General features: G+C 74.6%; 12 protein-coding genes. 6 read left to right on the forward strand and 6 right to left on the reverse strand.

The features are described from left to right. Positions 1-7: 7 nt before the first annotated feature. Genes OOJ91_RS09850 through OOJ91_RS09860 form a run of 3 tightly spaced genes read right to left on the reverse strand, consistent with a single transcriptional unit; the run spans position 8 to position 3862 of the window. Entirely contained in the window at positions 8-1618 is a 1611-nt protein-coding gene (locus OOJ91_RS09850) for a prenyltransferase/squalene oxidase repeat-containing protein (RefSeq protein ID WP_266244321.1), read from the reverse strand. Continuing rightward, the gene (locus OOJ91_RS09855) at positions 1611-2528 is read right to left on the reverse strand and encodes a terpene synthase family protein (protein WP_266244322.1); all 918 of its coding nucleotides are present in this window, start codon (positions 2526-2528) and stop codon (positions 1611-1613) included. Before OOJ91_RS09855 ends, OOJ91_RS09850 begins: the two co-directional genes overlap by 8 nt. Further along, a complete protein-coding gene (locus tag OOJ91_RS09860; RefSeq protein ID WP_266245341.1) occupies positions 2525-3862 on the reverse strand; it encodes a cytochrome P450 in 1338 nt (445 codons plus the stop codon). Before OOJ91_RS09860 ends, OOJ91_RS09855 begins: the two co-directional genes overlap by 4 nt. A 454-nt stretch (positions 3863-4316) precedes the next feature. Between OOJ91_RS09860 and OOJ91_RS09865 the strand changes: the two genes are divergently transcribed. Beyond that, entirely contained in the window at positions 4317-4565 is a 249-nt protein-coding gene (locus OOJ91_RS09865; RefSeq protein ID WP_266244323.1) for a DUF2630 family protein, read from the forward strand. Between the two features lie 67 nt (positions 4566-4632). Here the strand turns inward: OOJ91_RS09865 and OOJ91_RS09870 are convergent, their stop codons facing one another. The 3 genes from OOJ91_RS09870 to OOJ91_RS09880 all read right to left on the reverse strand — a co-directional run bounded on the left by OOJ91_RS09870 (position 4633) and on the right by OOJ91_RS09880 (position 7335). Beyond that, positions 4633-5565 (reverse strand): serine protein kinase RIO, encoded by a 933-nt coding sequence (locus OOJ91_RS09870; RefSeq protein WP_266244324.1) that lies wholly within the window; start codon positions 5563-5565, stop codon positions 4633-4635. Positions 5566-5764: 199 nt separating this feature from the next. After that, a complete protein-coding gene (locus OOJ91_RS09875) occupies positions 5765-6409 on the reverse strand; it encodes an HAD family hydrolase (RefSeq protein ID WP_007462648.1) in 645 nt (214 codons plus the stop codon). Between the two features lie 65 nt (positions 6410-6474). After that, entirely contained in the window at positions 6475-7335 is an 861-nt protein-coding gene (locus OOJ91_RS09880; RefSeq protein WP_266244325.1) for a carbon-nitrogen hydrolase family protein, read from the reverse strand. Positions 7336-7412: 77 nt separating this feature from the next. On the opposite strand from OOJ91_RS09880, the gene OOJ91_RS09885 reads away from it, so the two are divergent. The 5 genes from OOJ91_RS09885 to OOJ91_RS09905 all read left to right on the forward strand — a co-directional run bounded on the left by OOJ91_RS09885 (position 7413) and on the right by OOJ91_RS09905 (position 11150). Beyond that, positions 7413-7985 carry a TetR/AcrR family transcriptional regulator gene (locus OOJ91_RS09885; RefSeq protein ID WP_039906560.1) on the forward strand — a complete coding sequence of 191 codons (573 nt, stop codon included), beginning with the start codon at positions 7413-7415 and terminating at the stop codon, positions 7983-7985. A gap of 86 nt (positions 7986-8071) precedes the next feature. Next, complete coding sequence (locus tag OOJ91_RS09890; protein ID WP_266244326.1) at positions 8072-9010, forward strand: TIGR04222 domain-containing membrane protein; 939 nt, start codon at positions 8072-8074, stop codon at positions 9008-9010. After that, positions 9007-9825 carry a DUF692 domain-containing protein gene (locus tag OOJ91_RS09895; protein WP_266244327.1) on the forward strand — a complete coding sequence of 273 codons (819 nt, stop codon included), beginning with the start codon at positions 9007-9009 and terminating at the stop codon, positions 9823-9825. The genes OOJ91_RS09890 and OOJ91_RS09895 overlap by 4 nt, the downstream gene beginning before the upstream one ends. After that, on the forward strand, positions 9822-10292 hold the full coding sequence (locus tag OOJ91_RS09900) for a hypothetical protein (RefSeq protein ID WP_266244328.1): 471 nt from the start codon (positions 9822-9824) through the stop codon (positions 10290-10292). Before OOJ91_RS09895 ends, OOJ91_RS09900 begins: the two co-directional genes overlap by 4 nt. A gap of 96 nt (positions 10293-10388) precedes the next feature. Further along, entirely contained in the window at positions 10389-11150 is a 762-nt protein-coding gene (locus OOJ91_RS09905; RefSeq protein ID WP_266244329.1) for an SDR family oxidoreductase, read from the forward strand. Positions 11151-11237 lie beyond the last annotated feature (87 nt).

Raw genomic sequence — 11237 nt, forward strand, 5'->3', positions numbered from 1 at the left:
CAACCCCTCAAGTTGTTGTTTTTGTTGCCTGGTAACCACAATCCACCATCGAACGGTCGGCGTCCGCCAGGTGGACGGAGGCCAGCCGGCAGGCGGCCAGCACCGTCGCGTGAACGATCGCGGTAGGACAGTACAACTCCTTGCCGTACCACAGTGGAGGGTGCGGCCGGTCGGACGGTTGGTGCAGGTAGGCGTGGCCTCGGGCCACCGCGTCGTCGACACGCGGCGCTCCCGTCGGCGCGGCCAGCAACACCTGCAGGGCGTACGCGGTCTCCTCGGCCGTCCCGCCCCAGCGCCCCCACGAGCCGTCGGCACGTTGGCTCTCCAGCACCCAGCGGGCCGCCCGGTCCACCGCCTCGGCCGCCGCGCCGCCGCGACCGAACTCCGCCAGGGCCAGCACGCAGCAGGACGTCGCGTAGTACGGCGAGGCGTGCCACCGGTCCTGCCAGGGGCCCTCGGGGAGCTGGTGGGCCGGCAGGACGACGCTGAGCCGATCGACCACCCGGCGGTACCGCGCGTCCACGTCGGGCCGCGCGGCCAGGTGCTGGCCGAACGCGTCCAGCACGTGGGCGTTCGTGGTGACCGAGAAGCCGTCCTCGCTCCCCGGCCAGGTGCAGAAACCGTCAGCCGTCTCGTACGCCCACAGGCTCGCCGGATCGGCGGGGCGGCCGAGCCGGGCCAGCGCGTCAAGCGTGACCGAGGTGGTGTCGGCGTCGGTCGGCAGACCCTCGCCGGTGGCGACGCCCTCGGCGGCGCCTGTCGCGGCGGCCAGGGTCCGCAGGACGGTGGCCGGCGGGTCGACCGCCACACCGGCGCGGCGCAGCCCGCTGAGCACCCAGGCCCGCTCGAAGACGGTGATCGGGGTGGGGCAGGGCACCGGCCCGTCGCCGTCGCGGATCAGCTCCCGCAGGAAGGCGTCCGCGGTGGGGCCGGCGTCCGGGCCGACGGCTGTCAACCAGGCGGCGGTTGCGGCGGGCGACGCGCCGACTGCGGTGAGGGTCGGCCCGGCGTCGGCAGGGGTCGCGCCCAGCACCTCGTAGAAGTGGGCCACCTTGGTCGGCAGCGCCGCCCCGGCGGCCACCGCGGCCCGTACCGCCCGCAACCGGTCGGGGCCGAGCCCCGGTGGCAGGGTCAGCGGCGGGTGGGGCAGCCGGTCGGCGACCGCACGGTCCAGCCGGGTCAGCCGGTCGTTGAGCGACTCGACGAGCGCCGGGACGATGAGGTCCAGCGCCGGGGTGTCCGGCAGTGCCCGCGCGGGCGTGGCGAGCAGCCGGCCGCCGAGCGCGTCCAACCCGCGCGCCACCGGGGCGAGCAGGTCCGCACCGGACCACAGGCCGTCGGCCAGCACGGCGAGCAGCGCGTCGGTGGCGCTGAGCGTCGGCACCAGGGCGTACCCCTCGGGTGGGCCCCACGCGCCGTCCGGGCGCTGCTGACGCAGCAGGAACCCGATGCGCTCGTGGTGCCCCGGCAGCCAGGACGCGTCGGCGACCAGCCGGGCGCTCTCGTACACCGAGGCGGCGACCTGCCCCCACGGCCGCAGCGCGACACCCGCGATCAGCTCGCGCGCGGCGGCGTCGGCGGCCGGCTCGGCCAGTACGCGGGAGGAGCCCTCACTCACCGCGTTCTCCCCAGAAGTCCGACACCTCGTAGAAGCCACCCGTGAAGGAGATCTGCCGGTGCAGGTACTCCGCCTGACGGGGGCAGCGCTCGGCGAGCGCTGCCAGGTCCCCCCGGGACCTGGCGGTCAGCTCGGCCAGCCGGGCGTGCACCCGCGCCGGATCGTCGACGAGCTGCAACGCGTTCAGGTCGCCCCACTCGGCGTCCCGGTCCTGGGTGGCGAGGTCGTTGACCAGCCGCAGCACGCGCTGCACACCCCGGCCGGCGTCCAACAGGTCGGTCAGCTGGGCGAGCGTCCGGTCGTCGCCGGTGGCGATCCAGTGGGTGACGTTGACGAAGGAGCTGCCGGAGTTGTCGGCGTTCTCCAGGTAGCGGTCCAGGTCCGGCAGACGCCGCCCGGTGGTCGGGTCGGTCGGCAGGTTCTTCCAGTCCCACTCCCGGGCCGCAGCGGCGAGCATCCGGGCCAACTCGTCGCGCCAGATCGGGCGCAGCCGGGCGAACGCCGGCACGGTGGCCAGCTCGTCGCGCAGGTCGGCCAGCAGCCGCGCGAGGTGCCGGCCCGGCGGGGGCGCGGCGCCGTCGGCCACCGCCAGGCAGTCGGTCACGATCGCCCGGACGTCGTCGGCGGACCGGGCCAGGTAGTCGACCTGCCAGTCGGCGGCGAAGACCCAGAGCACGGTACGGGTGGTGATCCGCAGTTCGGCGGCGGTGTGCCAGGGCGCGATGAAGGCGACCACGGTGGCCACCGAGCTGAGCAGCGCCGGGTCGAACGGCGCGGCGTCGAACAGCTCCGGGTGGGCGGCGGTGACGGCCTGCAGGTCGCGGACGCCACGCACGGCGAGCGCGCACACCCGGCCCTGCTCGGCGACCGCGTCGGTGCCGGCCTGCACCGGCCACGGCGTGCCCGTCATGAGGCGACCGGGCGCTCGACGGGGGTGACGATCAGCTCGGCCCGCTGCTTGGGTTGCAGCGAGGCGCCGAGCCGGGGTGTCAGGCCGACGGGTTCGCGCAGTCGGAACCGGAAGCGGCTCAGCACGGTGCTGACGATGAGCTGCGCCTCCAGCAGGAAGAGGTACTGCCCGAGGCACTGGTGCGGGCCGCCGCCGAACGGGAAGTAGGAGTAGCGGTAACGCCGCCGGGGCCGCTCCGGCGCGAAGCGCTCCGGGTCGAACAGCGTCGGGTCGTCCCAGAACGTCGACATCCGCTGGGTGACGTACGGGCTGACCAGCACGGTGCCACCGGCCTTGATTCGCACTCCGCCCAGTACGTCGTCGCCGACAGCGGTCCGCGGGATCATCCAGCCGGCCGGGTAGAGCCGCAGCATCTCGTCGAGCACCATCCGGCCGTAGCGCAGCTGGGGCAGGTGCTCACGGCCGACCCGGTCGGCGCCGACCACCCGCTCGATCTCGTCGGTCATCCGCTCGGCCACGTCGGGTCGGTTGGACAGCACCGGCCAGAGCCAGGAGAGCAGGGCGATTGTGGTCTCGGTGGCGGTGGAGAACATGGCCACGACGTCGCCGCGGATCGCGTACTCGTCGGGTTCGCTGCCGTCGGCGCGCGGCCGGCAGAGGGTGGAGATGATGTCGTCCCCGTCGCTGGGGTTGGCCCGGGCCTGCCTGATGATCGGCAGCACCACCTCGTCGATGGTCCGCACCGCCTCGGTGAAGGCGCGGTCGCGGGGCATCGGCACCGCGTACGGCACGAAGGGCACCAGCAGGCGCGGAAGCATCGCGGTCGTGAGGGTGTCCAGTGCGGCGCTGATCCGCAGCGCGTCCGGCACCGAGATCCGGTCGGCGAAGAGCACCCGCATGGTGGTGCGGAGCACGATCCGGGTCAGCTCGGCCCCGCCGTCGATGGGGCGGCCCTCGCGGGCCGGCTCCAGCCACTCGTCGACGGCCTCGTTGATCGCCTCGGCCATCCGGTCGACGAGCGTCTCGGCCCGCTTCGCGGTGAACAGCGGTTGCAGCGCGCCCCGGCTGGACTCCCAGATCTCGCCCTCGGCGACGAGGATGGCGTCGCCGACGATGCGGCGTACCGGCCGCCACAACAGGCCGTCTCCGTCGCGGGTGTAGTTGGCAACGTTGTCCCTCAGCACGCGTTGCAGGTGCTCAGGGTGGCTGACGAGGTAGGGGCGGAACGAGCCGAGGTTGAGCCGGACGACCTCGCCACCGGCGTCGTCCGCGAAGCCGACGAGCGCGCCGAGCGGGTCGCGGACCAACGCGGGCAGGGCGCGTCGCAGGGGGATCATCCGGGGTTCGGTGCTGACGGGGGCGGGGCCGGCATCGGACACCTGGGTCATGCAACGTCTCCTCGTCGTTCCGCCGGCAGCCGAGCTGTCCACTGTGGCCGGACGGGACTGTGAAAATTTCACCTTCTGGGCGACGGAAGCATCTCACCAAATCCGAGGCACCTCCATAGCTGCGACAGGTGAGATTCCCCGCTCGATTCTGACCGGCATCGATGTCACGGGCCAACTTTCGTCCTGAGTGGATGGTCGGGTCGAGGCACCCGCGCAGGTCGCGCCCGTACGCCCGGGCTCGCGCGGGCCGCGCGGACGGCCCGCCGACTCCCGGAGGCCGGGCCGCCCGCCGCCGGGTCCGGGCGGTACGGCAGCGGGCCGGGCCCACGGGAGTGAGCCAGGACCCACCGGTACCCCCGAATCCGGGCGATGCCGGGCACCCTGTGCCAGGCTCTGTGGCATGGACGACAAGACCATCCTGAACCGGATCTCCGAGCTGGTCGACGAGGAACACAAGCTGCGCTCCGATGCCCAGGCCCACGAGTCGGGCACCGAGGGCGAGGCCAGCGAGCGGCTGCGCGCCCTGGAGGAGTCCCTCGACCAGTGCTGGGACCTGCTGCGCCGCCGCCGGGCCGCCCGGACCAGCCACGGCGACCCGGACTCCCAGGGCGAACGCCCCAAGCCCGAGGTGGAGCGCTACCTGCAATGACCCCTGCGGGCGGGTCGGGCAGCCGCTGGGGCCGCCCGACCGGCCCGTACCGCCCGACCCGCTCCGGTCAGCGCAGGCCCGCCTCCCGCAGCAGCTCCCCGGTCAGCGCGCCGGGGTCGACAGGCTCGGCGGTCAGCCCCCGGGCCACGAACCAGGCGCTGACCACCCGCACGTCGCGGGCCAGGAACTCGGGCCCCTGCGGGTTCGCCACCACGTCGACCACCTGCGGCAGGTCGATCACGACCAGCCGCCCGGCGTGCACGAGCAGGTTGTACGGCGACAGGTCGCCGTGCGCGTAGCCGGCCCGGGCCAGCACGCGCAGCGCCTCCACCAGTTGGTCCCACAGGTCGCGCAGCTCGGCCGGGCCGGGCCGCAGCTGGGCCAGGCGGGGCGCCGCCTGCCCCGACTCGGCGTCGCCGACGAACTCCAACATCAGCTCGGTGCCCCGCAACTGCACCGGGTACGGCACGGCGATCCGGTCGTGCCCGGCGCCGATCTCCCAGAGCCGGGCCAGCGCGGCGAACTCGGCCGCCGCCCACTGCCCGGCGATCATCTCCCGGCCGAAGGCCGTCCGGCCGGCCATCGCCCGGTTCTCGCGGGACCGTCGCACCCGGCGGCCCTCCAGATAGCCGGCGTCGCGGTGGAACAGCCGGTGCTCGGCGTCCCGGTATCGCTTGACCGCCAGCAGGCAGGACCGGTCCGTGTCCGGTACCGCACGGCGGACCAGGTGGACGTCCGCCTCCTTGCCGGTCTTCAGCACACCCAGCTCGGTGTCCTTCGCGGCCAGCTCGGTGACCAGCCACTGCGGGTGCGGCGCAGGGCCGTGGACAGCGTCGTCCCAGGACGACCAGCGCTCGCCGGTCGCCGGGTCGGGTTCGCTGTCGGGGTCGGCGGGCGGCTCAGTGGGCCGCCCGCGCTTCAGAAACTGCGGTTCGTCGTCGTCGAAGCGGCTCTTGCCGCGGCTGCGGCGCTCAAGCGCCGGCAGGTCATGATCGCGCACTGTGGTGAGGTTCCCTTGGTCGAGGCTGAGATAGGCAGCTGGAAGCGACCTGCGAAGACGGCCATGACCGACCCCCTCTCCTCGACCGGGCGTACGCCCGGGTGCACGATGCGCGCTCATCCTGTCGCCGCCCCGACGGCCGGTCAATCGAATTACGGCCGCCTCGACCGCTTGACAGCGCGTCCGGCGGCGAACCGCGTCAGCTCGCCAGCACCGTGGCGACCGCGGCGATCAACCCGTCCACCGTGCGGCTCGGCGCGAACCGGACGTCCGACCAGGTCCGCCCCCGGTGCAGCCAGACGCTCGGCAGCCCGACCGCGGCGGCGCCACCGATGTCCGCCTCCGGGCTGTCGCCCACCACCCAGGCGCCCCGCAGCGGCATCCGGACCCGCTGCGCGGCGAGCGCGAAGATCCGCGGGTTGGGCTTGCTGACCCCGGCCTCCTCGGAGATCACCCAGTCCGCGACGTACCGGTCCAGGCCGGTACGGCGGATCTTGGCGTCCTCCACGCGTACGGTGCCGTTGCAGACCACCACCGGCACCCAGCCCGCGTCGTCGGCGATCCGCAGCGCGCAGGCGGTCAGCGGATCGAGACGGGTCTGTGCCACCACCCCGTCGTGCAACTCCTCCACCAGGTCGATCGAGGGGATGCGCAGCTCGTAGCGGTCCCGGATCGCGTCGGCCAGGTCCCAGCGGTCGGTCAACCCGTCCGCGTCGATCGAAAGCAGCCAGTCGATGTCGGTGGGGGGCGCGCCGATGCTGTCCAGGAAGCGCTCACCCCAGCGGCGGAACGGCCCGGCCCGATCCAGCAGGGTGTTGTCCAGGTCCAGCAGGAGCAGTGGCACTCGGGCACCCTACGGGACCGACGTGTCCGCCAACAGATCCCAGGGGTGTCGACCTCACGGTGGGCTCAACCGGTCAGCGAGACCCGTGGGCCCCCCTGGCTCGGCAGCAGATCGGCGAGCATCGAATGGGCCGCCCGGGTGTCCGCGAGCACGGCCGGATCGAGCGTCGCCACAAGCACCGCCGTGCCCTCGTCGGCACCCCGGGCGAGCGTACGTCCCTGCGGGTCGTAGATCGCCGCGCCGCCGTTGAACCGCCACGGGTCACTGCCGCCGACCGCGTTGGCGAAGACCACGAACATCGTGTTGTCCAGGGCCCGCGCGGCGTAGTACAGGTCCCGGCGGTGCTCGGAGCCGGCCAGGTAGCCGCTGGGGCACAGGTAGGCGTGCGCGCCGTCGAGCGCTGCGGCGCGGCCGTGCTCGGGGAAGCAGCCGTCGTAGCAGATGCCCAACCCGAGCCGCCAGTCGTCGACGAGCAGCGTGGCGCCCCGACCGCCGGCGCTGAACAGCTCGCGTTCGTCGCCCCAGAGCTGCTGCTTGTCGTACCCGACGCGGACCGTGCCCGCGTGGTCGACCACCAGGGCGGCGATGGTGCGCCGGCCGTCCGGGTGCCGTGCCGCCGCGCCGACCACCACGGTGATCCCGGCCGTCCGCGCGGCGGCGCGCAGCGGGTCGAGCCGACCGTCGGCGACCACCCCGGCCGGGTCGGCCACGACGTCGGTGCCGACCGGGTCGGCAGCGAGGGTCGGCGGGTGGTACGCGCAGAGGTACAGCTCGGGCAGGACGACTACCCGGGCGCCCTGCCCGGCGGCCCGACGGGCCAGCTCGGCGGCGGCGAGCGCGTTGCCGGCCACGTCACCTGGCGTCGGTGTGGCCTGGACGGTGGCCACGGTCAGCGGAGTCGACGGCACGGGGTACGGCGGGGTCACCGGCCGATGGTAGACGGCGACATACCAAGCCGTACGTACGGTTTGCGTGGCCCGGGGTGACCTGCGACGATCGCCGTGTGCCCAGAGTAAGCCAGGACCAGCTCGACGCGCGCCGGCAGGAGATCCTCGCCGCCGCGCGGGCGTGTTTCGCGCGGCTCGGCTACGAGGGAGCCACCGTTCGCCGCCTCGAGGAGGCCACCGGGCTGTCCCGGGGCGCCATCTTCCACCACTTCCGGGACAAGGACTCGCTCTTCCTCGCCGTCGCCGAGGACGACGCCGCAGTCATGGTCGAGACGGTGGCCCGCAACGGTCTGGTGCAGGTCATGCGCGATCTGCTGGCCCGCGCGATGTCTCCCGACACCACCGGCTGGCTGGGCAGTCAACTGGAGGTCTCACGCCGGCTACGCACCGATCCGGCGTTCGCCAGGCGCTGGGCCGAACGGTCCGCCGCGATCGCCGAGGCGACCCGCGACCGCCTGGCCCGCCAACGCGACGCCGGGGTGCTGCGGGAGGACGTACCAATCGACGTGCTGGCCCAGTTCCTGGAGCTGGCCTACGACGGCCTGGTGCTGCACCTGGCGATGGGCCGGCCGGCAGGCGACCTGGGTCCGGTCCTCGACCTGGTCGAGGAGGCGGTCCGCCGCCGCTGACCTCCGCCGCCGCACACCGGCGCGGGGCCCGTGGCGGTGGTGCTCCACAATGGGGCCGCCGATCCCTCCGGCGACAGGAGCAGCCGATGATCGTCCACGCCGCGTCGGGCGACACCTGGGGTGTCCCGGGCCCTACCTTCCTCCGGTTCTACCTCGTCGCGGCCGCCGTGGTGGTCGCGTTCGCGGTGCTGCACCGGGTCCGTCCCGCCACCGCAGGCGGGCACGCCACAGTCGACCCGCTCGGCCCGCAACAGGTCGCGTACCTCAACGGTGGTGCCGGCCTCGCCGTACACGCCGCGCTCGGCGGGTTGCGCGGCAGCGGCGCGATCGGCGTACGGCCGGACCGCCGGCTGACCACCGTCGGGCCCGTGCCGACGGGGCTCACCCCGCTGGAGGGCGCCATCCACTGGGCCGCCCACCAGCACTCCCGTGTCCGGGACCTGAGCCAGAACGAGCGGGTGGTCACCGCGCTCCACCAGCTCCGCATCGGTCTCGAAGAGCGTGGGCTGCTCGTGAGCCCGACGCGACGGGCCACCGCGGGACGGTGGGCGCTGCTGCTCACCGGGCTGTTGGTGCTCGGCGTGGTGCGGCTGTTCGCCGGCCTGGCCAACGGGCGGCCCGTGGGTTACCTGCTGCTCACCCTGGTCGGGGTGCTGGTGGCGACGCTGCTGCTTTGGCGCATTCCGCGGACCACCCGGGCCGGTCGCGCCGCGCTGCGCGACCTGCGCAAGCAGCACACCCACCTGACCCCCGGCTCGTCCCCCGCGTACGCCACCTACGGCGCGGCCGGCGCGGCGATGGGCGTGGCCCTGTTCGGCACCGCGTCGCTCTGGGCGATCGACCCGGGCTTCGCCGAGCAGGCCGAGATCCAGCGTCAGGCCATCGCCGGCGGTGGCTGGTCCTCGGGCTCCGGCAGCGGAACGTCGAGCAGCGGCAGCTCGTGTGGCGGTGGCAGCTCCTGTAGCGGTGGCAGCTCCTGCGGTGGTGGCGGCGGGTGCGGCGGCGGTGGTGGGTGCGGCGGATGACCGGCCCGTCCGGCGTCGGCATCGGCTGGCGTCCCGAGATCGCCGGTTTCGTGGCCGAGCTGCCCGGGTTGCGCTTCGTCGAGGTGGTGGCCGAGTCGGTGCCGCCGACCGGGCCACTCCCGCCGGGGCTGGCGCAGCTACGGGAACGCGACGTGACAGTCGTACCGCACGGGGTGCGGCTCTCCCTCGGCGGCGCCGAGCCGGTCGACCCGAGCCGCGTCGCCCACCTGGCCGCGGTGGCGCAGCGGGTCGACGCTCCGCTGGTCAGCGAGCACATCGCCTTCGTTCGGGCCGGCGGGCTGGAGGCCGGGCACCTGCTGCCGCTGCCGCGCAGCCGCGAGGCGGTCGACGCGGTCTGCGCCAACGTGGCCCGGGCACAGGCCGAACTGCCCGTGCCGATCGCGCTGGAGCCGATCGCCGCCCTGTTCGACTGGCCCGACGACGAGTTGGACGAGGCGGACTTCCTCACCGAGATTCTCGACCGCACCGGCGCGCTGCTGCTGCTGGACATCGCCAACGTGCACGCCAACGCCCGCAACCGGGGCGCCGACCCGCTCGCGCTGCTCGACCGGCTGCCGCTGGACCGGATCGGCTACGTGCACGTCGCCGGCGGGGCCGAGCACGGCGGGTTCTACCACGACACGCACACCGATCCCGTACCGCCGGAGGTGCTCGAGCTGGTCGGCGCGCTCTGCGCCCGGCAGCGGCCACCGGCGTTGCTGCTCGAGCGCGACGGCGGCTATCCCCCGGCCGCCGAGCTGCGCGCCGAACTGGACGCCCTCGCTGCCGCCGGGGGCTTCCCGGCCGTGACATGACGGGCACGCTCGCCGAGCGGCAGGCCGAGCTGGTCGCGGCGCTTGTCGCCGGAGGCCCGTCACCCGCCGGGTTCGCGGCCGGGCCGCTTGCCGCCGCCCGGGCGGCGCTGCTCCGCAAGCGGGCCGGTGAGGTGGCCCGGCACTGGCCGCTGCTCGCCGCCGGCCTCGGCACGGCCTGGCCGTCGACCTTTGCCGACTGGGCCGCCGAGCGCCCCACCGCCGGATCGCTGCGTGACGGCTGGGACCTGGCCCGGGCGCTGCGGGAGCGCGACGCGCTGCCGCCGGGCGGCGCCGAGGAGCTGACCGTCCGGGACGCGGGCCTGCGCTACGACGGGCGTCGCGCGCCGCGCCCGCGCCGGCTGCCGGCCGTGGCCCGCGCCGGCGGCGCCGTCGCGGTGCAGATCGCCGGTCGGGTACGCCTGGTGCGCCCCGCCGCGCGTCCACCCGCCCAGGTTGGCGGGCGGTAGGCCCTGTTTCCTGAGGGCTGTCGAGCCGAGGCGGAGTCCGGGGCCCGCCGGGGGGCTTTGCCACGGGCCCGAGCCCGATGCGGCAGGATCGGCGGCATGGATCTCGGACTGACCGATCGGGTGTACGTGCTCACCGGCGCCTCGCGCGGCCTCGGTTACGCGACGGCGCAGTGCCTGGTGGCCGACGGCGCGCGGGTGGTGCTCTCGGCCCGTGACGCCGACGCGGTCGCCGCCGCCGCCGAAGGGCTGGGCGGCCCGGACCGGGCGGTCGGCGTCACCGCCGACCTGAGCGACCCGCAGACCCCGGATCGGCTCGTCGCGGCGGCCCGGAAGCACTTCGGCCGGATCGACGGCGCGCTCATCTCGGTCGGCGGCCCACCCCCCGGCAACGCCGCGTCGATCACCGACGAGCAGTGGCGGCACTCCTTCGAGACAGTCTTCCTGGGCACCGTCCGCGCGGCGCGCACGGTCGCCGCCGCCCTGCCCGACGGGGGCGCGATCGGACTGGTGCTCTCCACCTCGGCCCGTGGCCCGGTGCCCGGCCTCGGCATCTCCAACGGCCTGCGGCCCGGCCTGGTCGGCGTCGCCAAGGACATCTCCGACGAATACGGCCCGCGCGGCGTACGTGTGGTGGGCCTGCTGCCCGGCCGGATCATGACCGACCGCAACCGGGAGCTGTTCGCCGCCACCGGTGACCCCGACCGGGCCCGCGCCGAGGCGGAGGCGAACATTCCGCTGCGGCGCATCGCCGACCCGGCCGAGTTCGGTCGGGTCGCCGCGTTCGTGCTCTCCCCCGCCGCCAGCTACCTGACCGGGCTCACCGTGCCGGTCGACGGCGGCGCGCTGCGCGGGCTGTGACAGCCGACCCGGTCCAGCCCCGTCACCCGGCCGTTGCCCGACTCGGCTGCACGGAAGTCGAGCTGTCGACGCGATCAGGACACCCCG

This window comes from Micromonospora lupini (assembly GCF_026342015.1).
Classification (GTDB): Bacteria; Actinomycetota; Actinomycetes; order Mycobacteriales; family Micromonosporaceae; genus Micromonospora; species Micromonospora lupini_B.

Excerpts from the sequence above, each read along its gene's own strand:
- OOJ91_RS09855 (WP_266244322.1), bottom strand. The coding sequence starts at position 2,528 with ATGACGGGCACGCCGTGGCCGGTGCAGGCCGGCACCGACGCGGTCGCC.
- OOJ91_RS09865 (WP_266244323.1), top strand. The coding sequence starts at position 4,317 with ATGGACGACAAGACCATCCTGAACCGGATCTCCGAGCTGGTCGACGAG.
- OOJ91_RS09890 (WP_266244326.1), top strand. The coding sequence starts at position 8,072 with ATGATCGTCCACGCCGCGTCGGGCGACACCTGGGGTGTCCCGGGCCCT.
- OOJ91_RS09895 (WP_266244327.1), top strand. The coding sequence starts at position 9,007 with ATGACCGGCCCGTCCGGCGTCGGCATCGGCTGGCGTCCCGAGATCGCC.
- OOJ91_RS09900 (WP_266244328.1), top strand. The coding sequence starts at position 9,822 with ATGACGGGCACGCTCGCCGAGCGGCAGGCCGAGCTGGTCGCGGCGCTT.
- OOJ91_RS09905 (WP_266244329.1), top strand. The coding sequence starts at position 10,389 with ATGGATCTCGGACTGACCGATCGGGTGTACGTGCTCACCGGCGCCTCG.